Source organism: Nocardioides cavernae (genome assembly GCF_016907475.1).
In the GTDB taxonomy this organism is placed as follows: domain Bacteria; phylum Actinomycetota; class Actinomycetes; order Propionibacteriales; family Nocardioidaceae; genus Nocardioides; species Nocardioides cavernae.
On record NZ_JAFBCA010000001.1, the window covers coordinates 4,184,036 to 4,209,711 of the forward strand.

The 25,676-nt window shown below is 71.5% G+C and carries 26 protein-coding genes; 9 read left to right on the plus strand and 17 right to left on the minus strand.

What is annotated here, in order from left to right; genetic code table 11:
* Positions 1-11: 11 nt before the first annotated feature.
* From JOD65_RS19760 to JOD65_RS19800, 9 genes are all read right to left on the minus strand, one after another.
* The gene (locus JOD65_RS19760; protein ID WP_191194908.1) at positions 12-782 is read right to left on the minus strand and encodes an ABC transporter ATP-binding protein; all 771 of its coding nucleotides are present in this window, start codon (positions 780-782) and stop codon (positions 12-14) included.
* 70 nt (positions 783-852) lie between these two features.
* Positions 853-1,761 carry an ABC transporter permease gene (locus JOD65_RS19765; RefSeq protein ID WP_307821285.1) on the minus strand — a complete coding sequence of 303 codons (909 nt, stop codon included), beginning with the start codon at positions 1,759-1,761 and terminating at the stop codon, positions 853-855.
* 7 nt (positions 1,762-1,768) lie between these two features.
* The gene (locus tag JOD65_RS19770; protein ID WP_191194907.1) at positions 1,769-3,823 is read right to left on the minus strand and encodes a glycosyltransferase; all 2,055 of its coding nucleotides are present in this window, start codon (positions 3,821-3,823) and stop codon (positions 1,769-1,771) included.
* Positions 3,820-5,028, minus strand: a complete 1,209-nt coding sequence (gene glf / locus JOD65_RS19775; RefSeq protein ID WP_191194906.1) for a UDP-galactopyranose mutase — start codon at positions 5,026-5,028, stop codon at positions 3,820-3,822. Before glf ends, JOD65_RS19770 begins: the two co-directional genes overlap by 4 nt.
* 36 nt (positions 5,029-5,064) lie before the next feature.
* A complete protein-coding gene (locus JOD65_RS19780; protein WP_191194905.1) occupies positions 5,065-5,991 on the minus strand; it encodes a glycosyltransferase family 2 protein in 927 nt (308 codons plus the stop codon).
* The gene (locus tag JOD65_RS19785) at positions 5,988-6,917 is read right to left on the minus strand and encodes a glycosyltransferase family 2 protein (protein ID WP_307821286.1); all 930 of its coding nucleotides are present in this window, start codon (positions 6,915-6,917) and stop codon (positions 5,988-5,990) included. The genes JOD65_RS19780 and JOD65_RS19785 overlap by 4 nt, the downstream gene beginning before the upstream one ends.
* A gap of 31 nt (positions 6,918-6,948) precedes the next feature.
* Positions 6,949-8,517, minus strand: a complete 1,569-nt coding sequence (locus JOD65_RS19790; protein WP_191194904.1) for an LCP family protein — start codon at positions 8,515-8,517, stop codon at positions 6,949-6,951.
* An 87-nt stretch (positions 8,518-8,604) separates the two neighbouring features.
* A complete protein-coding gene (locus tag JOD65_RS19795) occupies positions 8,605-9,183 on the minus strand; it encodes a GNAT family N-acetyltransferase (protein ID WP_191194903.1) in 579 nt (192 codons plus the stop codon).
* An 8-nt stretch (positions 9,184-9,191) separates the two neighbouring features.
* Complete coding sequence (locus tag JOD65_RS19800) at positions 9,192-9,689, minus strand: acyl-CoA thioesterase (RefSeq protein ID WP_191194902.1); 498 nt, start codon at positions 9,687-9,689, stop codon at positions 9,192-9,194.
* A gap of 105 nt (positions 9,690-9,794) precedes the next feature.
* Here JOD65_RS19800 and JOD65_RS19805 point away from each other — a divergent pair, with 105 nt between their 5' ends.
* The 6 genes from JOD65_RS19805 (at position 9,795) to JOD65_RS19830 (ending at position 15,461) form a co-directional block, all read left to right on the plus strand.
* The gene (locus tag JOD65_RS19805; RefSeq protein ID WP_191194901.1) at positions 9,795-11,006 is read left to right on the plus strand and encodes an LCP family protein; all 1,212 of its coding nucleotides are present in this window, start codon (positions 9,795-9,797) and stop codon (positions 11,004-11,006) included.
* A 219-nt stretch (positions 11,007-11,225) separates the two neighbouring features.
* Positions 11,226-11,957: a PadR family transcriptional regulator gene (locus tag JOD65_RS19810; protein WP_191194900.1), complete on the plus strand. Its 732-nt coding sequence runs from the start codon at positions 11,226-11,228 to the stop codon at positions 11,955-11,957.
* A 17-nt stretch (positions 11,958-11,974) separates the two neighbouring features.
* The gene (locus JOD65_RS19815; protein ID WP_191194899.1) at positions 11,975-12,379 is read left to right on the plus strand and encodes a DUF1707 SHOCT-like domain-containing protein; all 405 of its coding nucleotides are present in this window, start codon (positions 11,975-11,977) and stop codon (positions 12,377-12,379) included.
* A 43-nt stretch (positions 12,380-12,422) separates the two neighbouring features.
* Complete coding sequence (locus JOD65_RS19820) at positions 12,423-12,962, plus strand: hypothetical protein (RefSeq protein ID WP_191194898.1); 540 nt, start codon at positions 12,423-12,425, stop codon at positions 12,960-12,962.
* A gap of 58 nt (positions 12,963-13,020) precedes the next feature.
* Positions 13,021-13,773: a YcnI family copper-binding membrane protein gene (locus tag JOD65_RS19825; protein WP_191194897.1), complete on the plus strand. Its 753-nt coding sequence runs from the start codon at positions 13,021-13,023 to the stop codon at positions 13,771-13,773.
* Complete coding sequence (locus JOD65_RS19830; RefSeq protein WP_191194896.1) at positions 13,770-15,461, plus strand: copper resistance CopC/CopD family protein; 1,692 nt, start codon at positions 13,770-13,772, stop codon at positions 15,459-15,461. Before JOD65_RS19825 ends, JOD65_RS19830 begins: the two co-directional genes overlap by 4 nt.
* On the opposite strand, the gene JOD65_RS19835 is transcribed toward JOD65_RS19830, so the two are convergent.
* Entirely contained in the window at positions 15,439-16,290 is an 852-nt protein-coding gene (locus JOD65_RS19835; RefSeq protein ID WP_191194895.1) for a DUF8832 domain-containing protein, read from the minus strand. The genes JOD65_RS19830 and JOD65_RS19835 overlap by 23 nt on opposite strands.
* 94 nt (positions 16,291-16,384) lie before the next feature.
* Here JOD65_RS19835 and JOD65_RS19840 point away from each other — a divergent pair, with 94 nt between their 5' ends.
* Positions 16,385-16,747 (plus strand): hypothetical protein, encoded by a 363-nt coding sequence (locus JOD65_RS19840; RefSeq protein ID WP_191194894.1) that lies wholly within the window; start codon positions 16,385-16,387, stop codon positions 16,745-16,747.
* Between the two features lies 1 nt (position 16,748).
* Positions 16,749-17,873: a hypothetical protein gene (locus JOD65_RS19845; RefSeq protein WP_191194893.1), complete on the plus strand. Its 1,125-nt coding sequence runs from the start codon at positions 16,749-16,751 to the stop codon at positions 17,871-17,873.
* A gap of 19 nt (positions 17,874-17,892) precedes the next feature.
* Here JOD65_RS19845 and JOD65_RS19850 read toward each other — a convergent pair whose 3' ends face one another.
* Positions 17,893-18,642, minus strand: coding sequence for a dienelactone hydrolase family protein (locus JOD65_RS19850; RefSeq protein ID WP_307821289.1), 750 nt, complete (start codon positions 18,640-18,642; stop codon positions 17,893-17,895).
* 15 nt (positions 18,643-18,657) lie between these two features.
* Positions 18,658-19,491, minus strand: coding sequence for a universal stress protein (locus tag JOD65_RS19855; protein WP_191194892.1), 834 nt, complete (start codon positions 19,489-19,491; stop codon positions 18,658-18,660).
* 107 nt (positions 19,492-19,598) lie between these two features.
* Here JOD65_RS19855 and JOD65_RS19860 point away from each other — a divergent pair, with 107 nt between their 5' ends.
* On the plus strand, positions 19,599-20,036 hold the full coding sequence (locus JOD65_RS19860; protein WP_191194891.1) for a pyridoxamine 5'-phosphate oxidase family protein: 438 nt from the start codon (positions 19,599-19,601) through the stop codon (positions 20,034-20,036).
* A 29-nt stretch (positions 20,037-20,065) separates the two neighbouring features.
* Here the strand turns inward: JOD65_RS19860 and JOD65_RS19865 are convergent, their stop codons facing one another.
* The 5 genes from JOD65_RS19865 to JOD65_RS19885 all read right to left on the minus strand — a co-directional run bounded on the left by JOD65_RS19865 (position 20,066) and on the right by JOD65_RS19885 (position 25,669).
* Positions 20,066-20,821: an SDR family oxidoreductase gene (locus JOD65_RS19865; RefSeq protein ID WP_191194890.1), complete on the minus strand. Its 756-nt coding sequence runs from the start codon at positions 20,819-20,821 to the stop codon at positions 20,066-20,068.
* Positions 20,822-20,902: 81 nt separating this feature from the next.
* The gene (locus JOD65_RS19870) at positions 20,903-21,799 is read right to left on the minus strand and encodes an RNA polymerase sigma-70 factor (protein ID WP_191194889.1); all 897 of its coding nucleotides are present in this window, start codon (positions 21,797-21,799) and stop codon (positions 20,903-20,905) included.
* Positions 21,800-21,900: 101 nt separating this feature from the next.
* Complete coding sequence (locus JOD65_RS19875) at positions 21,901-23,277, minus strand: L-serine ammonia-lyase (RefSeq protein ID WP_191194888.1); 1,377 nt, start codon at positions 23,275-23,277, stop codon at positions 21,901-21,903.
* A gap of 143 nt (positions 23,278-23,420) precedes the next feature.
* Entirely contained in the window at positions 23,421-24,593 is a 1,173-nt protein-coding gene (locus tag JOD65_RS19880) for an acyl-CoA dehydrogenase family protein (protein WP_191194887.1), read from the minus strand.
* Positions 24,594-24,745: 152 nt separating this feature from the next.
* Entirely contained in the window at positions 24,746-25,669 is a 924-nt protein-coding gene (locus JOD65_RS19885; protein WP_191194886.1) for a DUF6801 domain-containing protein, read from the minus strand.
* Positions 25,670-25,676: the final 7 nt, after the last annotated feature.

A 25,676-nucleotide genomic window follows, 5' to 3' on the forward strand; every position in this document is an offset into this window, starting at 1 on the left:
GGCTGCTCGTCTCAGATGTCGGCGCCGAGGCCGTCGTCCTCGCCGGACTCCTCGTCGCCCTCGTCGTAGTGGAGGTAGTGGATGCCCTCCTCGACGTCGCCGTCGAAGCCGAGGCGGCCGTTCTCCATCACCAGGACGCGGTCGCACAGGTTGCGGACCGAGCCGGGGGCGTGCGAGACGTAGAACATCGTCACCCCGGACTTCACGATCTCGTCCATGCGCCGCTTGCACTTGCGCTTGAACGGCCGGTCCCCCACTGCCAGGGCCTCGTCGGCGATGAAGATGTCGGCGTCGACGTTGACCGCGACCGAGAAGCCGAGGCGGGCCTTCATGCCGGAGCTGTAGTAGGCCACCTCGGTGTCCAGGAACTTGCCGAGGTCGGCGAAGTCGACGATCTCGTCGAACTTGCGATCGGTCTCGGCCCGCGACATCCCGAGGATGGCCGCGTTGAGGTAGAGGTTCTCCCGGCCGCTCAGGTTGTTGTCGAAGCCCGTGCCGGTCGCGATGAGTCCCGCGATGCGACCGCGGGTGAGCACCGATCCGGAGTCGGGACGCATCACGCCGCTGATGAGCTTGAGCAGCGTCGACTTGCCGGAGCCGTTGAGGCCCATCAGGCCGACCGCCTCGCCCTCGTGCACCTTGAAGCTGACGTCGTCGACGGCGTTGAAGCTGTCGTGGGTCTTGCGACCGCGGGCCTTGGCCAGGACGGTCTGCTTCAGCGAGCGCTGGTAGGACAGCGTGAAGGACTTGGTGGCGTTCTCCACCGAGATCATGGTGGTCATGCGGGGTCCCTGCGGAAGCGTGGGCTGGAGGAGCGAAGCGGGGGAAGGCCGCGGTTTCGTGGGGTGCTCATCAAAGACGCTCCGGGACCTTGGACTCGAGGCGGGCGAAGATGCGCTGCGACATCACCAGCAGCACGAGCGCGAGGCCCGTCATCACGAGGCCGCGCGTGAACAGGTGGTCGGGCAGGTGCACCGCTGCCGTCGCCTCCGGGTCGCTGGTGGTGCCGGTCCAGAAGCCGCGCTGGATGAGCAGCACCGCCTCCGCCATCGGGTTGAGGAGGTACCAGCTCGCGATCGGCTCCCCGAAGCGCTCGTAGACGAGCGTGAACGGGTACATCATCGGCACGCTGAAGGTGACGAACTGCGTGAGGGTCTGGGCGACCTTGCCGATGTCGCGCATGAAGACGTTGCCGACGCTGAAGAGCAGGCCCAGCGCCAGCCCGAGCGAGGCGGTGAGCGTGAAGCCCAGCAGCGCGGCTGCCATCCCCACCGGGTCGGGTGTCCAGCCGAGGAAGAGGCAGGGCACCACGAGGATCACCAGCATCGGGATCGTGTGCCAGCCCGCCACGAGCATGCGCGCCACCGGGAACATCTCCCGCGGCACCGGCAGCTTGGTGATCAGCGACCGGTTCTGCACCAGCGACTGGGTGCCGCCGTTGAAGGTCTCGGTGAAGAAGTGCACGACCACCATGCCCGCGAACAGGTGGATGGCGAAGTTCTCGATCCCGGCGCCGCGGCCGATCATCACCTGGAACAGGAAGTAGAACATGCAGAACCGGATGGCCGGCTGCAGGTAGCTCCACACCCAGCCCAGCACGGTGCCCTGGTAGCGCGACCTGATGGTGTTGCGCACCAGCATGCTGAGCAGGTAGCGGCGGCGTACGACCTCGCCGAGGCCCGTGGCCGCGGGCGGGGCCAGCGGCAGGGTCTCCAGCTCGGCCCTGGTGCGCCGGGCGGGACCCGATGCTGTCGTGCTCACGGGCGGCTCACTCGGTCTTGCTCGCCGGACCGTCGGCGGGGGTCTCCGCGGGGCGGTCCGCCGGCTCGATCCAGGGCGCGAAGGTCTTCTCCCACGCCTCGGGGGAGGTGATCTCGCCGAGGGCGTCGCGGTACTGCTGGGCCAGGGCCGGCCACTCGCGACGGAAGCGCCTGTGGATCTCGAGCGTGCGCTTGAGCAGGTCGCGGTAGTGGGCCGGGTCGCGCTTGTAGAGCGCGACCGACGAGCCGTCGTTCATCGACACCACGACGGAGTCGTACTTCGCGAGGTTGAACCAGCCGGCGTCCATCGCCGTCAGCTCGGTCTCCGGGTACTCCTCGGCCATCTCCCGGACCGGGCGCAGCTGGCGCAGCGGCGCGAGGCCGGCGGCCATCAGCGTGGCCTTGCGGCCGGGGATCTCGATGTCGGACTTGCCCTTCTTGGGCGGCTTCTTGCGGCGCACCGGCGGCAGCTCGTCGCGGTCGGCGTGCAGCTGGGCGTCGGAGAACTGCTTGCGGAACGCGTTGATCTCCGCCAGCTTCGTGGCGAGCTCGCCGTGCAGCGCGTGCGGGCCCCGCAGCACGTCCTCCATCGCGAGGTGGCGCAGCTCCGCGGTGGAGTACTGCAGCGACGCGAGGTGCTTGACCTGGTGGTTGAGGCTCTCGCGCACCATGCGGCCGCCGCGCTCGTAGGGCGAGTGCAGCAGCGCGGCGATGATCCGGTTGCGGTGGTGGAAGTAGGACTGCCAGTCCACGCCGTCGTTCTTGTCGGTCCACGGCACGTGCCAGACCGCGGCACCCGGGAAGGACACCGTCGGGTAGCCGGCCTGCTTGGCGCGCAGGCCGAACTCGGAGTCGTCCCACTTGATGAAGACCGGCAGCGAGAGGCCGACCTCCTCCAGCACGACCCGCGGGATCAGGCACATGAACCAGCCGTTGAAGTCGACGTCGGCGCGCTTGTGCAGCCAGCGCGAGGAGCGCAGGTTGCGGGCGCCGAAGTCCCACTGGCTGTAGCCGTCGAGGCGGGTCTGCCACCAGAAGCGCCACGGCTGCACGATCTCGCCGAACGAGTGGAGCTCGGAGCGGCTGTAGAGGTTGAACATGTGGCCGCCGACGATCGTCGGGCGCTTGGCCAGGTCGCCGAAGGTGACCGCGCGGATGATGCCCTCGGGCTCGCAGACGACGTCGTCGTCCATCATCATCGCGTAGGTCGCGGTGCCCTTGCGGACGCTCTCGAGCTGGCCGCGGGCGTAGCCACCGGAGCCGCCCAGGTTGCCCTGCACGATCACGCGCAGCTTGTCGCCCAGGCCCGCCTCGGCGGCCGGGAAGTAGGCGCTGTCGGTGACCTTGTCCTTGCCCTGGTCCATCACCATCACGGTGTCGAGGTAGGGCCGCAGCTCCTCCGCGTCGCCGAGCTGGCCCAGCAGCCGGGCGCTCATGTCGGGCAGCATCGTGGTGATGCACACGTCGACCGTGCCGTGCTCGGCGCGGTCGGCCGGGACCTGCGCGGTCCACTCGGCCCCCTCGACGGTGGCGCCGTGGTCGCCGGCGACGACGTCGTACCAGTACCACCCGCCGTCGACGAACGGCTTGAGCGGCAGCGAGAAGGAGAACGACCCGCGAGCGTCCTGCCCCTCCCCCTCGACGGCGGTGGAGTCCACGCGCTGGGCGTGGCCGCGCGCCATCGACTTGTAGACGGTCACGACGGTGCCTGCGCCGACGACGTCGACGGTCAGGTCGACGTCGGTGACGACGGTGTGACGGCGCCAGTAGGAGGCCGGGAAGGCGTTGAAGTAGGTGCCGAACGACAGCGGCTGCGACGGCCGGAGCTCCAGCGCGGTGCGCGAGCGGATCTGGTCGGGGTGCAGCTTCTTGCCGGTCGAGGTCGACTGGCGGATCGCGGCGTTGTTGAGGTCCTTGGCGGCCTTGTCGCCGCCGACCGCGTGGCGGTCGGTGTCGAGCTTGGCGTCCTCGAGGTCGACGTAGAGGGGGAAGACGTCGGGGTCGCGGTCGATCGGCATGATCTGCCGCTGCAGCAGCCTGGTGACGGTTGACGTGGTGCTCATGCGTCGATGCCTCCGCTCGTGAGCTCGGCGCCCTCGGTGAAGTGCGGCTTGAGCTTGTTGTCGTACATCGACAGGGCGGCCCCGATGGCCATGTGCATGTCGAGGTACTTGTAGGTGCCCAGGCGGCCGCCGAACAGGACCATCGGCTCGGCCTTGGCCAGCTCGCGGTACTTGATCAGCTTGGCGCGGTCGTCGGCGGTGTTCACCGGGTAGTAGGGCTCGTCGCCCTCCTCGGCGAAGCGGCTGTACTCGTGGACGATCACGCTCTTGCCGGGCAGGTGGGTCTTCTCCCGCTCGGGGTGGAAGTGCTTGAACTCGATGATGCGCGTGTAGGGGACGTCCTGGTCGTTGTAGTTGACGACGCCGGTGCCCTGGAAGTCGTCGGTGTCGACGACGCTCTCCTCGAGGTCGACGGTGCGCCACGACAGCCGGCCCTCGGAGTTGCCGAAGTACTCGTCCACCGGGCCGGTGTAGATGATCGGCACCTTGCCCTTGTAGTCGTCGGCCACCTCGAAGAAGTCGGTCTCGAGGCGGACCTCGATGTTGGGGTGGTCGGCCATCCGGGTCAGCCACGCCGTGTAGCCGTCGACGGGCAGGCCCTCGTAGGTGTCGCTGAACCAGCCGTTCTGGAAGGTGTAGCGCACCGGGAGCCGGGTGATGATGTCCGCGCTCAGCTCGGTGGGGTCGGTCTGCCACTGCTTGCCGGTGTAGCCCTTGATGAACGCCTCGTAGAGCGGGCGGCCGATCAGGCTGATCGCCTTCTCCTCGAGGTTCGTCGCCGAGGCGGTGTCGAACTCGGCGGACTGCTCCGCGATCAGCGCGCGCGCCTCGTCGGGGGTGTGGCTCTTGCCGAAGAACTGGTTGATCAGCGCGAGGTTGAGCGGCAGGGAGTAGACCTGCCCCTGGTACTTGCCGAACACCTTGTGCCGGTAGTCGGTGAACGACGTGAACCGGTTGGCGTACTCCCACACCCGCTCGTTGGAGGTGTGGAAGAGGTGCGCGCCGTACTTGTGCACCTCCACGTTGGTCTCCGGGTCACGCTCGGAGTAGGCGTTGCCGCCGAGGTGGTGGCGACGCTCGAGGATGAGCACGCGGAGACCGAGCTCCTCGGCGCACCGCTCGGCGATCGTGAGACCGAACAGTCCGGCGCCGACGATGACGAGGTCGGGAAGCTGGTCTGTGTCGTTCGTGGGGCCCTGGGACAAGGGATGAACTCCTTGGGTGAGAAACGCGGGGTGAGTCTATCGAGGGGGGCGTGCGGAAGCCGTCAGGCGGCGCATCCCCCGCGCCGAGGCCATGGCGCGGATCACGTTGCGGGCCTCGGCCCGCCCGCCCCGCACCGGGCTGAGCAGCACCACGACGAGCGTGATCAGCCACGGCTTCAGGCGCACCAGCACGTTCTCCCCGTGGCGCAGGTGCACCACGAAGAGGTTGCGGTACATGTAGAAGCCCTTCCACCCCGACAGGTCGTGCTGCTGGTTGAAGTCGAGCTGGCGGACCAGGACCGCGTCGCGCACCGCCCAGATCCGGTGGCCGGCCCGGCGCGCGCGGACGGCGTACTCCGCGTCGTCGTAGAAGATGAAGAAGGAGGGGTCGGGGAAGCCGACCTCCTCGACCACGCTCCGGCGGGCCATGAAGCCCTCGAACGCGACGTTGTGCACCTCGACGAGCTCCGGCATCGACGCGCGATCGGGGTACGTGCTGTCGACGGTGGACCGCTTCGGCTTGATCGCGAGCGGGTTGCGCAGGTCGAACTCGACGGCGGCCTTCTCGACCAGCGCGCCCGACAGGTCCTCCCGGGTCGCGATGAGGCAGTCCTCGTCGACGCCCATCAGCGCCTCGAGGCAGCCGGCGGCGGGCACCACGTCGTCGTCGATGAGCCAGACGCGGTCCCACCCGGCGTCGTACGCCGCTCGCACGCCGAGGTGGAAGCCGCCGGCGCCGCCGAGGTTCTCCTCGCTCCAGGTGACGTGCAGCGGGAGGTCCGTGCGGGCCTCGAGCACCTGCCGGGTGTGGTCGCTGCTCGCGTTGTCGACCACGATCACGGCGTCGGGGCGCCGCGTCTGGGCAGCGAGGCCGTCGAGGAGCCGGGCGAGCAGGTCGGCGCGGTTGAAGGTGACCACGACGACCGCCACCGTCTCCGTCGACCGGGCGGTCGGGGTCGTCACGACAGGAACCTCCGGTGGCCGTCGAAGTCACCGGCGATGCCGGCCCGCATCGCGCCGACGCTCAGGCGCAGCCGCGACAGGCTCGGCCGGGTGAAGGTGTAGAACCAGGCGGTCTTCACGACGAAGGCCAGCGCGTGCAGCGGGCCGCGGTAGTCGCGGAGGTTGACCAGGTTGTTGCGGGCCATGCAGTAGTGCTTGAGGTCGCTCGGCGAGTCGTTGTAGGTCGTGCGGCCGAACATCATCGGCGTGCCGAGGTTGCCGACGCTGGGGTGGCGCACCGTCGCGGTGACCACCGTGGCGACGCGGGCCCCCGCCTCCTCCGCGCGCAGGCGGTACTCGTGGTCGTCGCCCCAGATGAAGAACTCCTCGCGGGGCAGGCCGATCAGGTCGACGAGCTCCTTGGTGACCAGGACCCCGTTGAAGGGGATCACGATCCCGTCGATCCGGTCCTTCTTCGCGGCGCGGCGTACGTCGTCGACCGCGTGCACGACGCGGGTGCTGCCGGGCAGGCGGATGGGGAACACCAGCCGGTCCGGGTCGGCCTCGTCGACCACCAGGGGGCCCCAGAAGTCGAGGTTGTCGGACTCGACGAGCAGCTGGTCGAGACAGTCGACGTCGGGCAGGCCGTCGTCGTCCATCAGCCAGACCAGGTCGGCGTCGCGGTCGATCGCCCACGCGAGCCCGTCGTGGAAGCCACCCGCGCCGCCGCGGTTGGTCGTGAGGGTGCGCCCGCACAGCGGGACCTCGCCGGTGGTCGGGCGGGCCGCGAGCCACTCCCCCGTGCCGTCGGACGACGCGTTGTCGACGACCAGCACCTCGGCCAGGCCATCGACCTGCCCGAGGCGCTCGACGAGCTTCTGGAGCAGCGGCAGGCGGTTGAAGGTGACCACGACCGCGACGATGCGAGGCAGGGGTCCGGTGGTCACGGCGTACACACTAGGGGCGGCACGGGCGCGCTCAACAAACCGCGCCGACGTCCTCCGACTGGTTGGCGGCGTAGCCGGTGGACAGCGAGCCGAGCGACCCGCCGGTGACGGCCGGGGGCGTGCTGGGCGCCGGGGCGGGCGGCGTCGAGGCAGCACCCTGGTCGGTTGCCTCGTCGGCGGCGCCCGCTGTCGCCTCGTCCTCCGTGGTGTCGGTGGACTCCGTGGACTCGGTGTCCGCCGGCGCGGCCTCGGCGGTCTCGACGGGCTCCTCGGGCGTACGACCCTCTGCCTTCGCGATGGCCGCCTCGACCTTGGCGTGGACCAGGTCGATGTCGGGGTTCGCGGTGTTGACCATGGGCGGCACGAGCGACAGCGACGCGATCTTCTGGCTCTTGGCCTTGATCGCGAGGTCGACGAAGCGGTCGACCTCACCGCGCGGGACGTTGGTGGAGACCATGGCCGAACCGGCGCCGGCGATCTTCTCGAAGTTGCGCAGCGCCACCTGCGGGCTGACCTGCTGCAGCATCGCGCTCATCACGCACTTCTGGCGCGCCATGCGGGAGTAGTCGTCGGAGTCGTGCCGCGCGCGGGCGAACCACAGCGTGTCCATGCCGTTGAGGGTGCGCGTGCCGGGCTCGATGTAGCGGAAGAACGAGTCGCTCGGCAGGCCGACGGGGATCCGCTGGCGCACGTTGAGCTCCACCCCGCCGACGGCGTCGACGAGGTCCTTGAAGCCCTCGAGGTTGACCATCGCCCAGTAGTTCATCTTCAGGCCAGTGATGCCCTCGACGCCCTCGATGGTCGCGTCGACGCCGGGGTTCTCCGACCCCTTGAACAGCGAGGCGTGGTCGAGCGCCCAGGTGGCGAGCCCGTTGAGGTACATCCCCTCCTCGTCGAAGCCGTCGGGGAACTGCTTCTCCATCACCGATCCCTCGGGGAACGGGAAGTTCTGCATGTTGCGCGGCAGCGAGATCAGCACCGCCTTGCCGGTCTCGGCGTCGATGCTCGCCACGGTCATCGAGTCGGGCCGCAGGCCCCACCGGCCGGCTCCCGCGTCGCCGCCCATGAGCAGCACGTTGTAGCGGCCGTGGTGGGCGCCGACCGCCTCGCCGGTGCCGAACATCGAGATCATGAAGTCGCGCTGGACGCTGACGACGTGGGCGCCGAAGAGCAGCGCGCCGGCGACGCTGAAGCAGAGGAAGCCGTTGACGCCCACGATCGCGAGCCGGTGCTGGCGCTGCAGGGTCAGGGGCTGGCCGAGGCGCCAGGCGTCGACGAAGAGGTAGGCCCAGCCGACGGCGAGCGCGATCAGGCCCAGGCGCAGGACCTGCAGCAGGACCGTGCTGGTGCCGGCCCAGAACGCGAGCCCGTGCCAGAAGTACGACGTCACGACCGCGAGCACGCCGACGACGGCCAGCGTGAGCCAGGTCCACAGCGCGATGCGGCCCACCCTGCGGTTTCCGGACACCAGCTGGGCCGATCCCGGGAGGAACAGGGTCATCAGCATCAGCGTCACCGCACGGCGGAACCGGACGCGCTGGGCGCGGTCGACCGTGGTGAACCGCTGCTGGTGCGACCCGGGGGGCGGGACGGACGGCATCGGGGGGCCTCTCTCTGCTGGGGGAAGTCAGCCCGCCCAGTATCACCAGTCACACCCGTCCCACCCGGTCGCGACTCGCCGCAGTCCTCAGACTGTCGGCCCCGGAGTGAAGCGCTCGTCCATGGCCGCGCGGATCGCGGCGTCGGGCTCCCGATCGAGGTAGACCAGCCGGATCGCGTCGGGGTCGTCGTTGCCGGCGTCCGGCCCGCTCCACACGAGGGTCAGGCCGGACTTCTCCGCCGTACGACGCGAGGCGACGTTGATGTCGAGCAGGTAGGCCAGCACCGGTCGGTCGGGGACCACGTCGTGGGCGGCCTCCAACGCGGCGCCGGCCGCCTCAGCGGCATAGCCGCGGCCGCGCACGGACGACTCGAAGCGGTAGTAGAGGTTCCACCAGGGCTGACCCGCCACGACGGCGCACCCGGCCATCCCGATCACCGGACCGGCCGCCGAGTCCCGGACGCACCAGTAGCCGAGACCGTGCGCCCAGTCGACCTCGCTCGCGTCGAGCGACTGCTGCGTCCGGGCGAGGTCGAGGTGGCGTCCCTGCGGGAAGTGCGCCCAGCTCGCCGGGTCGGCGTGGATGCGGTGGAGGTCACCCAGGTCGTCCTGCACCGGCTCGTCCAGCCACAGCCGCTCGGTCCGGATATGGCGCCAGTCGGTCACGCCTCCGCTCACTCCTCGCGGCCCTGGTCGATCTCCGTCTTGCGCGCCAGCCGGTGCGCGCGGCGGATCTCGGCCTCGCGCTGACGTCGTACGTCACCCGTGGTCTCGGTCTCCAGCGGCGGCACGGGGCGCGGGTGCCCCTCCTCGTCGATGGCGACGAAGACGAAGTAGGCGCTGGCGACGTGCACCGGCTCGTCGCTCGCGTTGCCCCAGGGCTGCGCCTCCACGCGCACGCCGATCTCCATCGACGAGCGCCCGGCCCAGTTGACCTGGGAGTAGGTCTTGATGATGTCGCCGACGTGGACCGGCGCGAGGAAGGTCATCTCGTCCATCGCCGCGGTGACCGCCGGCCCGCCGCTGTGCCGGTGCGCCACGGCGCCCGCCGTGGAGTCCGCGAGCTTCATGATCTCGCCGCCGTGGACGTTGCCCAGCAGGTTGGCCTCGCTCGAGTGGGCCATGATCCCCAGGCTCACCCGGCTGTACGACGTGGGTCGCCCATCGCTCATGCACGTACTCGCTTCGCTCCGTGCGCGCACGAGGCACCCGACGCGCAGTGCTGGACGACTCGCTCGCTGCGCTCGCTCATGACCCGCACGGTAGCGTCATCGCCCATGGCTGATCGTCCGCAGGGCTCCGGGGTGCCCGAGAAGGGAACACCCGAGTACGACTGGCTCTACGGGAGCCAGTCCAAGAGCCCGCCGAGCGACGCCACGCAGCGCGTCGAGGCGCAGCAGTCCCAGGGCGGCCGCTCCGACGAGACCCGGGTGATGCCGGTCGCCCGTCGCGAGGCACGCGGCTCGGGCGGCCAGCCGCCCGCCCCTGCACGTACGCCGGCGCCGGCCCCGCCGCCGCGGCCGAAGAAGACGAAGAAGCGCGGCCGGCGTCTCGGCCTCGGCCTGATCCCCCTCGTGCTGATCCTGCTGCTCGTCTACCTCCTGGGCGTCCCGCTCTACCACTGGACGAAGATCGACAAGGTCGACGCCGCGCCCAGTGGCGACCGCCCCGGCGACCAGCCCGGCACCAACTACCTCATCGTCGGCTCCGACAAGGCCGACGACCTCACCGACGAGCAGCGCAAGGCGCTGCAGACCGGCGAGCGCGGCGGCACCAACACCGACACGATCATCGTGCTCCACACCGGCTCCGGCGGCCGCACGATGATGTCGATCCCCCGCGACACCCTCGTCGACGTCCCCGACGGTGGCACGCAGATGATCAACGCCGCCTTCGCGAGCGGCGGCGCCCCCCTGCTTGTCCAGCGGGTGGAGGCGCTGACCGGCATCCACATCGACCACTACGTCGAGCTCGGGTTCGGCAGCGTCATCAACACCGTCGACGCGTTCGGCGGGGTGGAGATCTGCCCGAAGCAGGACATGAAGGACCCGATGGCGCGCCTCGACATCAAGAAGGGCTGCCAGGAGGTCGACGGCCAGACCGCGCTGGCGTACTCGCGCTCGCGCCACGTGACGGCGCTCAGCGACCTCGACCGCGTGGCCCGCCAGCGCGAGGTCATCAGCGCGATCGGCGACGAGGCGCTCTCGCCGTGGACCTTCGTGAACCCTGTGCGCTACTGGCAGATCAACGACGCCGCGACCGGCGCCATCCGCATCGACGAGGACATGAACCCCTTCGACCTCGGTAGGTTCGCCCTCGCCATGACGGGTGAGAGCCAGACCTGCACGATGCCCAACCTGCCGGCGCCGAGCGACCCCAACCGGATCGTCGCCGATCCCGACCGGGCACCCGCGCTGTTCAACGCGATCATCGACGACTCCACGGTGCCGAAGAACGCCTGCACGCCGACGGGCCGCGCTCGCCAGTAGGGCGCCGCTCCTGCTCGACCACCAGCGGTGGTCCAGCCACCTTCCGCACGCCGGACAGGTGGCTGGGCCACCGCTGGTGCGTTCACCAACAATTTCCTTGTCCACGAATCACTCCCGGCGTACGCTTACGATATATCGCGATACGTCACCGATAGTTCACGACGTACCGCTCCACCAGACATCTCCACCACACCATCTCCACCAATCGAGGGAGCACCCATGGGACACCAATGGCCCGGGGCCGACTGGCCCGAGAACAACGACGACAACACGAGCAACGCCGGCGGCGACCGGGGCGAGCGCGACTACCGCCGCCCGGCCGGCAACGACTGGACCAGCTGGGGCCAGGCCCTCTCCGGTGGCGGCGGCCGCGGCCGCCGTGCCGGCGGTCCTCCGCCGTGGCTCGGCGAGATCTTCGGCAACGCGTTCGCCCCGCAGCGCCCGCCGCAGCGCGGCCCGCGGGTGCGCCGCGGTGACGTGCGCACCGCGATCATCGACGTGCTGCACCGCGCCCGGAAGGCCGACGAGTCGATCAACGGCTACCAGGTGATCCAGGAGATCGCCGAGCTCAGCAACGGCGAGTGGCGCCCCTCCCCCGGCTCGGTCTATCCGACCATCCAGCAGCTGCAGGACGAGGGCCTCGTGGAGTCCGACGACGAGCGCGGGCGTCGCACGATCCGGCTCACCGACTCGGGCGCCGCCTGGGCCGAGGAGAACGGCACCGACCTCGCCGCCGTGTGGGCGCCCTTCGCCCGCACCGAGGAGGTCCCCTCGGACCAGCCGTCCGGCCACGCTGACATCAAGAGCGAGATCGGGCAGGTCGTCAGCGCGGTCTGGCAGCTCGCCACCCAGGGTTCGGAGCAGCAGAAGAAGGCCGCCCTCGACGTGCTCGTCGACACCCGCCGCCGGCTCTACGGCATCCTCGCGGACGGACGGGACGGCGAGCGATGAACGCGCCCGATCCGCGCATGCGGATCGCCGACAGCGACCGGGAGCGCGCGATGGGCGAGCTCGCGATGCACTACGCCGACGGGCGCCTCGAGCACGAGGAGTACGACGAGCGGCTGGACGCCATCTGGACGGCCCGGACGCGCGCCGACCTGGCGGTGCTGTTCAGCGACCTGCCCCGCCCCCAGGCCGCGCAGCCCGCACGCACGCCCGTCCGTGCACCGGGCCGACCCGGTTGGCGGTCGAGGTTCCCGCTGCTGCCGGTGCTCGCCGTCCTGATCGTCCTCAGCGTGATCGCTGACGCGCCGTTGTTCCTGCTGATCTTCCCGCTGATGTGGTTCGCGCACCGCCGTCGCGGTCCGTGGGCGCCGCCCCCGCCGGGCCGCGCCGACTACCGGCGCCACGGGCGCCCGCACGGCCGCTAGACCGACCCACCCGTAGGACGGTCCCGTCTGCGACGATGGGGCCGTGACGTGGGAGGCGAGGGTGGTGCGCGCGCGTGCGCCGTACGCCCTCGCCCGCGCCGTGGCGGCGACGACCGTCGCCGTCACCGGCGCCACCACGGCCCACACCTGGGCCGGCGGTGACGTGCCCACCGGCCCCGGCCTGGCGCTGGTCGCCGCCGTGGTCCTCGGTGCGAGCGTGCTGGTCTTCCGGCGCGACGTGCCCGGGTGGGCCCTGCTGCCCGCGGTGGCCGCGGCCCAGCTCGGGGTGCACGAGTCGTTCGGCCTCGTGACGTCCCACGACCACACCGCCGTGGCCGCCCCCGACCCGGGCTGGTCGTGGCAGATGGTCGGCGCCCACGCCTTCGTCACGCTGCTGACCGCCGTGCTGTGGTGGGCCGGCCGACTCGCGGCGTCCTACGCCGTCTCGGTCCACGCGCACCCGGCCCTCCCGGTCCGCACCCGCGTGCCGCGCCGGCCGTCCGGCGCCACCACGCGGTCCTCGCTCGTCCTCCTGCTCGTCTCTCCGCGGCGCGGTCCGCCCCTGGCGGTCCTGTCCGCCTGAGCCCGTCCGGGCTCGGGTGGTCACGCGACCCCAGACCCGCACCACACCCAGGAGAGACATGTCCATCCGTACGTTCGCGCGCCTCGGCGCCTTCCCGGCCGCAACCGCCGCCATCGCCCTCTCGCTCGCCGCCCCGGCGAGCGCGCACGTCACCGCCACGCCGTCGACGGCCGCGGCCGGCGCCTACACCGTCGTCACGTTCAGCGTCGGCCACGGCTGCGAGGGCTCGCCCACCACGAAGATCGAGATCCAGGTCCCGGAGTCGGTGCTCTCGGTGACCCCGAGCCGCAACCCCTTCTACGACGTCGAGAAGACGATCGAGAAGCTCGACGAGCCGGTGGCCGACGCCCACGGCAACGAGGTGACCGAGCGCACCGCGTCGATCGTCTACACCGCCAGCACGCCGCTGCCCGACGGCGAGCGCGACGCCTTCGAGCTGTCCTTCCAGCTGCCCGACGCCGAGGGCGAGACACTGAGCTTCCCCACGATCCAGACCTGCCAGAAGGGCGAGACCGGCTGGACCGAGGTCCCGGCCGAGGGCCAGGACCCCGAAGAGCTCGAGAGCCCCGCACCGGCGTTCGAGATCGTGGCGGCCGAGGCCGGCGGCCACGGGGACGACGCAGCCGCCGAGCCGGCCGCGGACGCAGCAGACGAGGCGGATGAGGCGGGCGACACCGACGCGTCCGCCGAGGAGCCGGCCGACGACGCGGGCGACTCCTCCTCGGCCCTCGGGTGGGCCGGTCTCGTGGCAGGCCTGCTCGGCCTGGCTGCCGGCGGTCTCGCCCTGGCCCGGACCCGCTCGTCGTCGTGACCCCTGCGGCGCGACCGGCGCGGCGGCCCCTGTCCCTCCCTCGGGGGTGGGCGCGGGTCGGCGTCGCGCTGGTCGCGCTCGCGCTCGTCGTGCTCGGGGCCGCACCGGCCTCGGCGCACGCCGAGCTGATCGACACCGACCCGGCCGAGGGCTCCGTCGTGGAGACGGCCCCCGACACCGTCACGCTGACCTTCAACGAGCCGGTGCGGCTGACGTCGCAGGAGATCGCCGTCTACGACGCGGCGGGCGACGAGGTCGGCTCCACCGCCGGCTCCAGCGGCACGGAGGTGACCGTCGACCTCACCGGCGCGGCAGACCTCGCCGACGGCACCTACGTCGTGTCGTGGAACGTGCTCTCCGGCGACGGCCATCCCATCTCGGGCGCGCTGACCTTCTCGGTCGGCGCACCCTCCGTGTCGGTGACGGCGACGCCCGAGCCAGAGAGCTCCTCGACAGCGGTGACCGTGGTCCGCGACGTCGTCACGGTCGTCACCTACGTCGGGCTGCTGCTCGCGGCGGGTCTTGCGCTGTTCCTCGCCCTGGTCCTCCCCCGCACGTGGGCCGGCACCGAGACGCGTGCCCGGCTGCGCCGGCTGCTGCGGTACGCCGCCGCGGCGGGCGCCGCCGGCATCGTCCTGCAGGTCCCCGTCGCGTCGGTCTACGGCCAGGGCCTCGAGCTCACGGACGTCGTGTCGGCGTTCGACCCCGGCCTGGTCGGCAACGAGCTGCTGAGCGCCCTGCTGGTGCTGGTCGGGCTGGGCGTCGCGGCGTGGTCGTCCTCGGCCGCGCCGCCGGACCGGACGCGCAGCCGGCTGCTGGCCGGTGGCGCCGTGGTGGCGCTCGTCGGCCCGTCCCTGGTCGGGCACACCCGCGCCTTCGACCCCTCGCCGCTGCTGGTCGCGGCCGACGTCCTCCACCTGGTGGCGGGTGCGACCTGGCTCGGCGGCCTCGTCGGGCTGGTGGTGTCGCTGCGGGCGCTCGCCGGACGCGAGGTCCTCGCGGCCACCACGCTCGCCCGCTTCTCGACCCTCGCCGGCGGGCTGCTGCTGGCGGTCGCCGCCACCGGCACCTTCCTCGCGTGGCGCATCGTCGGCTCGTGGTCCGGCCTGGTGGAGACCCGCTACGGCTGGCTGCTGCTCGCCAAGGTCGCGATCGCGCTGCTGGTCGCGGCCCTCGGCGGCTGGAACCGCTGGCGCACCCTGCCCGCCGTCGAGCGCGCGGCCGGCTTCGGCGACCGCGAGGCCGCCGCGGCGGCCGTCACGCGCACCGTCCGGGTCGAGGCGGTGCTGCTCGTCGCCCTCCTCGGGATCACCGGGTTCCTGGTCAACCAGTCACCCCGCCCGGCGCCGGTCACGGCCGAGTCCGGCACGACGGGGGTCGGCGTCGCCACGGCCGGCGACCTCCGCGTGCTGGCGGTGCTGGACCCCCGGCGTACGGGCTCCAACACGCTGCTCGTGCAGGTGCAGGACGCCGCGGGCGAGCCGTACGACCCGCCCGCGAACCCGGTCGTCACGCTGCGCACCGAGGGCCTCGACCTCGGCACGGTCGTGGTGCGGCCGATCGCCGCGGGCACCTACCGGGGCGAGGTCGTGGTGCCGCGCGCCGGCGAGTGGGAGGTGCAGGTCGGCCTCGCGCTCAGCCGCTTCGACAACCCGGTCACGACGGTCACGCTGACTGTTCGACCGTGAGCTCCACCGGCACGGTGTGCAGGAAGCCGTCGACGCGCACCTGCGCGAACAGGCGGTAGTCGCCGGGGTCGGGGATCTCGGCGTGGAACGTCAGCTCGGAGCCGGCCTGGGTGACCTCGGGCGGGCCGAGCGGGTGCAGGTGCACCATCGCGCCGGTCTCGCGGTGGAAGCCGGTGACGTGGGCGTACGCCCCGAGGTAGGTGCCGAGCTCGACGGGCCGGCGGGCGGCGTCGCGCACGACCAGACGCAGCTCGCCGTTGGGGCCCGTCGTCGGGGCCTCGGCGACCGACACCGACACCGCCCGGTCGTCGGCGGCGGTGTCGCCCGGGTCGCCCGGCGGGAGGGCGAGCGGGCGGCCCAGCACGACGTGGTCGCCGTTGCCACCCTCGTCGACCGCGATGAACTCCGTGACGACCCGGTAGCCACCGGCGTCCGGCACGTCGAAGGGCGCCGTCCAGCTGCCGTCGTCGTCGCGGGTGGGGTGCAGGTGGCGGAACACGGTGAGGTCGTCGTTGACGACGTAGAGGTGCAGCTCCTTGGTGAGCTCCTCGACGTAGTCGGTGACCGGCTCGCCCTCGTAGTCGTCGATGCGGAAGCGCAGCTCCCCGATGCCGTCGGGCTGCTCGCGGACCTGCAGGCCGGCGAGCGAGTAGCCGACCTCGCTGACGCGGGTGCCGTCGCCGACGGCCATCGACGTGTGGCCCTGGCCGGGCGCGTGGGTGTGGCCCGCCTCGACCTGACCGTCGTCGTCGCTCTCCCCCGAGCTGCACCCGGCCAGCAGGGCGCCGGCGAGCGCGAGCGGGAGGGCGTACCGGACGGCGGGCTTCACGCGCACGATCCTCCCTCACGGCACCGAGATGGTTTCGCCCGGGCGCGTCGGGGTAGCAGTGGCGTACCAGGCGGGGACTGACGAAGGGGACCACATGAGCGTGATCGAGATGAAGATGGGCGCCATCTACCAGGCGGCCCACGACGTCCTGCCCGCGAAGGCAGCGGACTTCTCCGCACGCGCGGACGCCACGTCGGGGGCGATCGACCCGATCGTGGCCCAGCTCGCGCTCGCCGGCAACCACCCGGTCGCCGGTGACCTCGCCGACCTGTCGGTCGAGCTCTTCGTCCACCTGCGCTCGATGGTCCGGACCTTCAACGACAGCGCGACGGCGCTCGACGCGATCGCCGACGACTTCGTGGGCGTCGACGCGGACGCCGAGGCGTGGTTCGCCCAGCACCAGCAGTACGTCGGCGACCCCGAGCTCGCGCCCGAGCCGACCGCTCCGGAGGTGTGAGGTGAGCGGACTCATCGAGCAGCTCGACCCCCTCTTCACGCAGATCGTCGACGGCATCGGCGAGCTGGAGGGCAACGAGTCCTGCGCCGACCTGTTCGACAGCGAGCAGAACCGTCGCGTCGAGGACGGGTGGTGCCACGAGCCGGGCTACTTCACGATCCCGGGGTCGCACCCGTGGGAGACGCAGGCGCTCTACGTCGCGATGCACCCCACCCACCCCGACTGGTACGAGCAGACGGTGACCAACGCCGACCGCGAGCGGCTCATGCAGGAGGCCCTGACGACGACGTGGAACCAGAGCCACGACAGCTGGGTGAACAGCGCCGTTCCCACGGTCTACCGCAGCGCGAGCCAGGACGTCTGGGAGCCGGACCCCTCGGCGATGGAGGCACCGGTGCAGGCCCTCAGCGACCTGACGCGGTGGCTGGCCGGTCAGCTCGAGCCGGGCGCCGGGTGGACCAGCCCCGACGACCCCGAGGCGCCGCAGTGGCTCGCCGACCTGCGCCAGCACTGGCCGGCGACCTCGCAGAGCTCGGAGTCGTTCTACGACTTCTGGAACGACGTCAACGACAAGTGCAGCCTCTACCTCCACGCCGCTGCGCGTCTCGCGTCCTCCAGCGCCCAGGTCGGCGCGGCCCTGTCCGACTACCAGACCAACCTGCTGGAGGCGACCGAGAAGTGCCGTGACCGGGTCACGGAGGCGCTCGAGCAGTGGCAGGCCTGGAAGGACCGGAGCGGCGCCTGGCCGACGGGGGCGATGACGGACAACAGCGGCGCCAAGGACATCCTCGGCCACGTCAGCACGGTCACCGGCCTGGTCGCCCTGTTCCCGCCCGCGGCGGCGGTGAGCGGCGGCGTCAGCCTGGTCACCGGCCTGGTCACCTACATCATCCCGGACAAGAGCATCGAGATGGAGGTGCTCAGCGCCGCCACCGCCTCCGAGATCCACAACGGCTTCCTCAACGACCTCAAGCGGATCGCCGAGGAGATGGGCAAGGCGCTCGACGGCCTGCGCACCGAGCCCCCGGCCGACGCCGGCACCTTCGCGCACCAGGGCCTAGAGTCCTACGCCAACGACGTGGTCGCCAACCGGCGCGACTGGACGCCGCCCACGGTGCACATCTAGGGGCGATCCCTGGCCCTGGTCAGCGGGCCGCGAGGGCGGAGCCCAGGAGCGTGCGCAGGCTCTCGAAGTGCCGCTCGGTGGACTCCTCGTCGTACATCGACGTGTCGGCCATGGAGTAGCCGTGGGGGCCCGGGAAGACCTCGTTGACCGCGGCCAGGCCCGCCTCAGCCATCGCGGCACCGAGGGCGGCGACGGCCTCGGGCGGCATCGACCGGTCGTCGGAGGCGTGCCCGAAGGCGAACGCGGCCCGCGCCGTGGCCAGGGTGAGGTGGGGGCTGTCGGGCCCGTCGGTCACCAGACCGCCGCCGTGCCAGCCGCCGACCGCGACGACGTCCGGGTCCATGCCCGCCGCGCGGACCGCGATGCGAGCACCCATGCAGTAGCCCGTGACCCCGACGGCCTCCCCCGCGGTCTCGGGACGTGAGCGCAGCGCCGACAGGTACGCCGGGAGGTCGCGCGCGAGCAGGTCGGTGGTGAGTCCCTTGACGCGCTCCATGGCGCCGGGCATGAAGGCCTCGCGGGCGCCGGGCTCCCGCAGGTCCGTGCTGGGAGCCAGCTCGGCCGCGGTGCCATCGCGGTGGAAGACGTTGGGGGCCAGCACGGTGTAGCCCCACGACGCGATCCGGTCGGCCATCTCCTCGATCCGGGGCCGGAGGCCGATCGCGTCGATGACGAACAGGACGCCCGGCGCAGGTCCAGCCGCGCTCGGCGCGGTGGCGAGGTAGGCCTCGGCGTCACCGTCGGGCATGGTCAGGGTGAGGGTGGGCACGCTCCGAGGCTAGCCTCAGCGCACCACCGCCACCGGGCACTCCGCGCGCTGCAGCACCCCCTGGCTCACCGAGCCCAGCAACAGGCCGCCGAAGAAGCCGAGGCCGTGCGAGCCGACGACCAGCAATGAGGCACCGCGCGAGGCATCCACCAAGCAGCGGACGGGCGCGACCGGGACCGCCTCCTGCTCGATCACGACGTCCGGGTGGTCGACCCGCATCCCGGCGACGCTCTCGGCCAGCAGCACCTGGCGGTGCGCGAGACCCTCCTGCGCCCGCGGCTCGGCGTTCCACACGTCGGTTGACGGCGCGTGCGTGCGCCAGGCGTGGAGCGCCACCACGGTCTCGCCGGTCCGCTCGGCCCGCCGGCACGCCTGCTCCAGGGCGGCCGAGCTCGTCGCCGAGCCGTCGACCCCGACCACGATGCGGCGGGCGTCGGCGCCGTGCGTGGGGCGTACGACGACCACAGGGCAGGGCGCGTGGCGGGCGAGGTGCTGGCTGACCGAGCCGATGAGCAGGTCCTCGGCCCGGCCGTGCCCCCGGCTGCCGACCACCAGGAGGTCGTCGGAGACCGAGGCACGGAGCAGCTCGCCGGTCACGTGGCCGACGCGAGTCTCCACCTCGACGTCGAGGTCGCCGAACCGCTCCTCGATGCCGGCGAGCACGTCCTCGCCGCGGTGCACCATCTCCGCGCCCCAGGGCGACGTGATCGCATCGTCGACGGTGACGACGTGGAGCCCACGACCGGTGGCGCGAGCCTCCTCGGCCGCCCATCGGAGGGCGAGCTCGGCGTCCGCCGAACCGTCGTAGGCGACCAGGATCCTTCGGGTGGGGGTGCGCGGGTTGTCCATGCCTCAAGCGTGCGCCGCCGGTTCGCTGCCCGACAGGTGAGGACGGCCCGTCCCGGAGGGGTCCAAGGACCCTGCCGACGCCCGCTCCCCCGCCGTACGGTCCCGGTATGGACGAGCCGATCACCCGCATGGGCACCGAGGAGTGCTGGGAGTTCCTGCGCCGCCACGAGTTCGGCAGGCTGGCCCACCACCTCGCCGACGAGGTGCACATCGCGCCCGTCAACTACGCCGTCGACCACGACCCGGCCACGGGCCGCCGGTCCCTGCTGTTCCGGACCGCCGAGGGCTCGAAGCTGCTCGGGGTCGTGATGAACCCCGACGTCGCCTTCGAGGTCGACGAGATCGTCGGGGAGCGCGCCACGAGCATCGTGCTGCGCGGCCGGGCTCGCCGGCTCGAGGAGGACGAGGAGCACCGCGCCGAGAACCTCCCGCTCCGCCCGTGGGTGGCCACGGCGAAGTGGAACGTCGTCGAGGTCGACGTGACCGAGGTCAGCGGACGACGCTTCGAGCTCTCGCGCCCCTGGCAGCACATGACCCCGGACTGACCGGGGCCACGTGCCGGGTCAGGTGCCGCTCACACGGTGGCGGCCTGCGCCGCGCGCCACTCGTCGTACGTCGTGGTGAAGAGGCGCGCGCCGGGTCCCGGGACGAGCTCGTCACCTGACAGCACGGCTCCGAAGTACGTCGCGGCGGGGTCGGCGACCACCGTGCGGGGGTCACCCTGGGCGGTGAGCGCGGCGGCGACGAAGTCGCTCATCCGGACCTTGGACGGCCCCCCGATCTCCTGGATCCGGCCGAGCGGCTCACCGACCGTGATCGGCCCGAGCGCGGCGACGACGTCGTCGGCAGCCATCGGCTGGAAGTAGCCGGTGGACAGGTGGACCTCCTCGCCCACGGTGGCGGCCTGGGCGATGGCGGCGGTGAACTCGTAGAACTGGGTCGCGTGGACGATCGACCAGGGCACGCCGCCGTCGCGGATCAGCTGCTCCTGGGCGACCTTGGCGCGCAGGTAACCGCTCGCCGGGAGGCGATCGGTCCCGACGATGGAGAGAGCGACGTGGTGGCCCACGCCCGCCGCCTTCTCGGCCTCGAGGAGGTTGCCGGTCGAGCGGGTGAAGAAGTCCAGCACGTCCGCGTCGGCGAACGACGGCGAGTTGGAGACGTCGACGACGACCTCCGCGCCGACCAGCACCTCCGCGAGGCCCTCACAGGTCAGCGTGTTCACCCCCGTGTTGGGTGCGGCGGCGACGCCCTCGTGGCCGTGCTCGGTGAGGCGGGCGATGAGCTTGGAACCGATCAGGCCGGTTCCGCCGATGACGACGATCTTCATGGTGTGTCCTTCACGTGGGTGGATGGGTCCGCAGTGATGACCGGACAGCAGCCGTGCTTGTGACACCTGCACCCGCGCGGGTCAGGACATGCGGGTGAGCTTGTCGGGCACCATGACCCACATCAGGCGCTCGATGCCCGCCCCGGACACGTCCAGGCTGAGCACCGCCACCGCTTCCCCGTCCTGCTGGACCAGCACCGACGGCGCCCCGTTGGTTCTCAGCCAGGTGATCGTCGTGTCGGGCCAGAAGACCGGCGCGAAAGCAGCCACGAACCTCGCGACCTGACTGCGGCCGACGACCGGGTGCCTCGCGGCCCGGCGCACCATGCCGGCGCCGTCGGACACGCTCACGACGTCCTCGGCCAGGACGCGCTCCAACGCGGCGAGGTCGCCGGCGCGCGCGGCGTCGAGGAACGCCTCGAGCAGGGCACGGTGCCGAGCGGGGTCGACCGGTTCGGGCGGTCGGGCTTGCTCCGCGGCCAGGTGGCGCCTCGCTCGACTGACCACCTGCCGTGCGTTGGCGCTGGTGGTCTCGAGGACCTCCGCGATGTCGCCGTAGTCGTAGGCGAACGCCTCGCGCAGCACGTACGCCGCGCGCTCGCGAGGCGGGAGGGACTCGAGGATGACCAGCACGGCGACCCCGATCGCCTCCGCCCGCTCCGCCCCGAGCAACGGGTCGGCGCTGGTGTCGACGGGCTCCGGCAGCCACGGACCGACGTACTGCTCGCGCCGCATCCTGGCCGACTCAGCGGTGTTGATCGCGAGGCGCGTTGTCATCGTGGTGAGGAAGCCACCGGGGTTGCGCACCACCGAGCGGTCCGTCTGCTGCCAGCGCAGCCAGGCCTCCTGGACGATGTCCTCGGCCTCGGCGACGCTCCCCAGCATCCGGTAGGCGATGCCGAACATCCGCGGTCGCGAGTCGGCGAACAGCGCCAGGGCGCGCTCGATGTCGTCGTCGGTCCGCTCCGGCTCTGGCATCGGGGCCATCATGCCGGTCGCGACCCGCGCGAGCGTCAGCGCTGGCAGGTGGTGACCGGGTGGTGGTGCAGGACCGGGCGGCTTCGGGCCTCCGGAGCAGGTCAGCACTCCACGACGTTGAGGGCGAGGCCTCCGCGGGCGGTCTCCTTGTACTTGTCCTTCATGTCGCGCCCCGTCTCGCGCATCGTCTTGATCGCCTTGTCCAGCGAGACGAAGTGCGAGCCGTCACCGCGCACGGCCATGCGGGCCGCCGTGATCGCCTTGATCGAGGCCACCGCGTTGCGCTCGATGCAGGGGATCTGGACGAGCCCGCCGACCGGGTCGCAGGTGAGCCCGAGGTTGTGCTCGATGCCGATCTCGGCGGCGTTCTCCACCTGCTCCGGGGTGCCGCCGATGACCTCGGCCAGCCCGCCGGCCGCCATCGAGCAGGCCGAGCCGACCTCGCCCTGGCAGCCGACCTCGGCGCCCGAGATGGATGCGTTCTCCTTGAACAGCAGGCCGATGGCCGCGGCCGTGAGCAGGAAGCGGACGACGCCGTCGTCGTCGGCCCCCGGGACGAAGTGGTGGTAGTAGTGCAGCACCGCCGGCACGATCCCGGCAGCGCCGTTGGTCGGCGCCGTCACGACCCGTCCGCCGGCGGCGTTCTCCTCGTTGACCGCCAGCGCGTAGAGGGTCACCCACTCCATCGCCCCGAGGGGGTCGGCGACCCCGGACGCCCACTCGACCTCGAGCTTGGCCTTCAGCTCGGCCGCGCGCCGGCGTACCTTCAACCCACCCGGCAGCACCCCGGTCGTCCGGCTGCCGCGCTCGACGCACTCCTGCATCACCTGCCAGATCGCCAGCAGCTCGCGGCGCACCTCGTCCTCGGTCCGGCGGACCAGCTCGTTGGCGAGCATCACGTCGCTGATCCGCAGGCCCGTCGCCCGGGTGATGGCGAGCAGCTCGTCGGCCGTGGAGAACGGGTGGGGGACGGGCGTCTCGTCGGCCACCAGCACCCGGTTGCCGACGTCGTCCTCGTCGAGCACGAAGCCGCCCCCGACCGAGTAGTACTCGCGCCGCCTGAGCTCGGTGCCGCCGGCGTCGAAGGCCTGGAAGACCATGCCGTTGATGTGGAACTCGAGCCGCTTGCGCCGGTGCAGCACGACGTCGTCGACCGAGAAGGGCACCGGGTGCTTGCCGGCGAGCACGATGCTCCCCGAGGACAGCACCTCCTGGACCATCGGGTCGGCCGCCACCGGGTCGACGAGGTGCGGCTGCTCACCGGCGAGGCCGAGGACGACCGCCTTGACGCTGCCGTGGCCGTGGCCGGTCGCTCCGAGCGAGCCGAAGAGCTCGACGTGGACGCGGGCCACGCCTGGCAACAGGTCGTCGGCCCGCAGCCCCTCGGCGAACAGGTGGGCCGCCTTCATCGGCCCGACCGTGTGCGAGCTGGAGGGACCGATGCCCACCTTGAACAGGTCGAAGACGCTGACGGTCATGCCGTTCCCTCCGCTGCCGTCGCCGTCGGCGGCCGCACCCACGATGATGATCCAGCGGCGGGCCCAGGGCAAGGGGTTGGTTGCGTACGACGCATCGCATTGCGCACTACGCAACGTGATGCGCCCGACGTATCGGGAGGAGCTCAGAGCTGGCTCTGCACCCCTGCAAGGAGCTGCCGGGCCATCACGATCCGCTGGACCTGGTTGGTGCCCTCGTAGATCTGGGTGATCTTGGCGTCGCGCATCATCCGCTCGACCGGGTAGTCGCGGGTGAAGCCGTAGCCGCCGAGCACCTGGACCGCGTTGACCGTGACCTCCATCGCGACGTCGGACGCGAAGCACTTGGCCGCCGCGCCGAAGAAGGTGAGGTCGTCGTCGCCGCGCTCCGAGCGACCCGCGGCGGCGTAGGTCATCTGGCGGGCCGCCTCGACCTTCATGCCCATGTCGGCGAGCATGAACTGCATGCCCTGGAAGTCGGCGATCGCCTTGCCGAACTGCTGGCGCTCCTTGGCGTAGTCGAGCGCGTAGTCGAGCGCACCCTGCGCGACGCCCACGGCCTGCGCGGCGATGGTGACGCGGGTGTGGTCGAGGGTCTGCATGGCGGTCGCGAAGCCGGTGCCCTCCTCGCCGATCATCCGCGAGGCGGGGATGCGGACCTTGTCGAGGTAGACCTCGCGTGTCGGGCTGCCCTTGATCCCGAGCTTCTTCTCCGGCGCACCGAAGGAGAGGCCCTCGTCGGACTTCTCGACCACGAACGCCGAGATGCCGCCGCGGGTCTTCTTCTCGGGGTCGGTGACGGCCATGACGGTGTAGAACTCGGACTCGCCGGCGTTGGTGATCCACCGCTTGACGCCGTCGAGCACCCACTCGTCGCCGTCGCGGACCGCGCGGGTCTTCATGCCGCCGGCGTCGGAGCCGGCGTCGGGCTCGGAGAGGCAGTACGAGAAGCCGCCCTCGCCGCGGGCCAGCGCGCCGAGGTAGGTCTGCTTGAGCTCCTCGGAGCCCGCGATCTGCACCGGCAGGGAGCCGAGCTTGTTGACCGCGGGGATCAGCGAGGACGAGACGCACGCGCGGGCGACCTCCTCGATCACCAGCACGGTGGCGAGCGCGTCGGCGCCCGCGCCGCCGTACTGCTCGGGCACGTGGGGGGCGTGGAAGTCCGACGCGAGCAGCGCTGCAGCCGCCTCGTGGGGGTAGCGCGCCTCCTCGTCGACAGCCGCCGCGAACGGCGCGATCTTCGCGTCGGCGACGGCGCGGACGGCCTCGCGGATCGCCTGGTGCTCCTCGGAGAGGGCGTAGAGGGGGAACTCGCTCATGGCTCAGGATTCTAGGACGTCCATGCTTTCGCCAGCAGTACTCGGCGGTGTGGCCATGACCACTCGCTCCGGCGCACAGGACGACGAGCGCCCGGCCGGTGCCGAGGCACCGACCGGGCGGTCGATCATGTGGAGCGGGTGGTGAGGTGAGGTCAGCCGACCTTGATGACGACCTTCTTGTCCTTCGACTTCTCGGTGTAGTCGTCACCCAGGTAGAGCACCTTGACCTTGGTCTTGCCGGCCGGCAGCGCCTTCTTGAGCGTGACCTTGACCTTGCCCTTGGCATTGAGCACGCCCTTGCCGAGCGTCTTCTTGCCCTTCATCACCTTGACCTTGCCGGTGGGCACCTCGTTGGCCGCCTCGACGACGACGTTGAGCTTGGTCTTCTTGCCGAGCGGCGTGACCTTCTTGGTCGGCGTCGCCTCGGTGGTCGACTCGTTCTCGGCCAGGATGATCGAGCCGAGGCTGGACGGCGACCCCGGCTTGAAGGCGCACGGCACGTCCGCGAGCATCGTCACGTCGCCCTGCTTCGTCGCGGTGAACTTGAACGCCGACGGCACCACGACGTCGTACGTGCCTCCACCGGGCAGGTTCACCGGGACCGTGGACGCGGGCACCACGCCCGGCGTGGCCAGGGGGTTGGGCGTGTTGAGCGTCAGCGGCGTGTTCGCGGTCGTGGGCACGGCGGTCTGCGGGAAGCGCACGTTCTGCAGCGGCAGCTCGGCAAGGTCCGAGGAGGAGAGCTCATCGAGGGTGGCGACCATGTCGTTCGAGAAGCCACCGATGGTGGTCGCCTGGAACAGCCCCTTCGCGGCGTCGACGACGTCGCCCGGCAGCGTCACGCTGAGGAGCACCGGGATGGCCGGGGCATCGAGCCCGGCGTTGGCGGCAGTCGGCAGGGTGGCCGTGATGGACACCGGGATGTCCCGGGCGCCGAGGCTCGGGAAGGTGCAGGTGTAGGTGGTCGACGCCGTTGCCGCGGTGGCAGTGGGCGCCGCAAGGGCGACCAGCGCGCCGGCGGTCAGCGCGCCGGCAGCAGCGACGGCACCGAGGCGCCGAGATGCGTTGTGGAACATGTGGTGG

Excerpts from the sequence above, each read along its gene's own strand:
- JOD65_RS19760 (WP_191194908.1), bottom strand. The coding sequence starts at position 782 with ATGACCACCATGATCTCGGTGGAGAACGCCACCAAGTCCTTCACGCTG.
- JOD65_RS19770 (WP_191194907.1), bottom strand. The coding sequence starts at position 3,823 with ATGAGCACCACGTCAACCGTCACCAGGCTGCTGCAGCGGCAGATCATG.
- JOD65_RS19790 (WP_191194904.1), bottom strand. The coding sequence starts at position 8,517 with ATGCCGTCCGTCCCGCCCCCCGGGTCGCACCAGCAGCGGTTCACCACG.
- JOD65_RS19800 (WP_191194902.1), bottom strand. The coding sequence starts at position 9,689 with ATGAGCGATGGGCGACCCACGTCGTACAGCCGGGTGAGCCTGGGGATC.
- JOD65_RS19805 (WP_191194901.1), top strand. The coding sequence starts at position 9,795 with ATGGCTGATCGTCCGCAGGGCTCCGGGGTGCCCGAGAAGGGAACACCC.
- JOD65_RS19810 (WP_191194900.1), top strand. The coding sequence starts at position 11,226 with ATGGGACACCAATGGCCCGGGGCCGACTGGCCCGAGAACAACGACGAC.
- JOD65_RS19815 (WP_191194899.1), top strand. The coding sequence starts at position 11,975 with ATGCGGATCGCCGACAGCGACCGGGAGCGCGCGATGGGCGAGCTCGCG.
- JOD65_RS19825 (WP_191194897.1), top strand. The coding sequence starts at position 13,021 with ATGTCCATCCGTACGTTCGCGCGCCTCGGCGCCTTCCCGGCCGCAACC.
- JOD65_RS19840 (WP_191194894.1), top strand. The coding sequence starts at position 16,385 with ATGAGCGTGATCGAGATGAAGATGGGCGCCATCTACCAGGCGGCCCAC.
- JOD65_RS19855 (WP_191194892.1), bottom strand. The coding sequence starts at position 19,491 with ATGGACAACCCGCGCACCCCCACCCGAAGGATCCTGGTCGCCTACGAC.
- JOD65_RS19860 (WP_191194891.1), top strand. The coding sequence starts at position 19,599 with ATGGACGAGCCGATCACCCGCATGGGCACCGAGGAGTGCTGGGAGTTC.
- JOD65_RS19865 (WP_191194890.1), bottom strand. The coding sequence starts at position 20,821 with ATGAAGATCGTCGTCATCGGCGGAACCGGCCTGATCGGTTCCAAGCTC.
- JOD65_RS19870 (WP_191194889.1), bottom strand. The coding sequence starts at position 21,799 with ATGCCAGAGCCGGAGCGGACCGACGACGACATCGAGCGCGCCCTGGCG.
- JOD65_RS19875 (WP_191194888.1), bottom strand. The coding sequence starts at position 23,277 with ATGACCGTCAGCGTCTTCGACCTGTTCAAGGTGGGCATCGGTCCCTCC.
- JOD65_RS19880 (WP_191194887.1), bottom strand. The coding sequence starts at position 24,593 with ATGAGCGAGTTCCCCCTCTACGCCCTCTCCGAGGAGCACCAGGCGATC.
- JOD65_RS19885 (WP_191194886.1), bottom strand. The coding sequence starts at position 25,669 with ATGTTCCACAACGCATCTCGGCGCCTCGGTGCCGTCGCTGCTGCCGGC.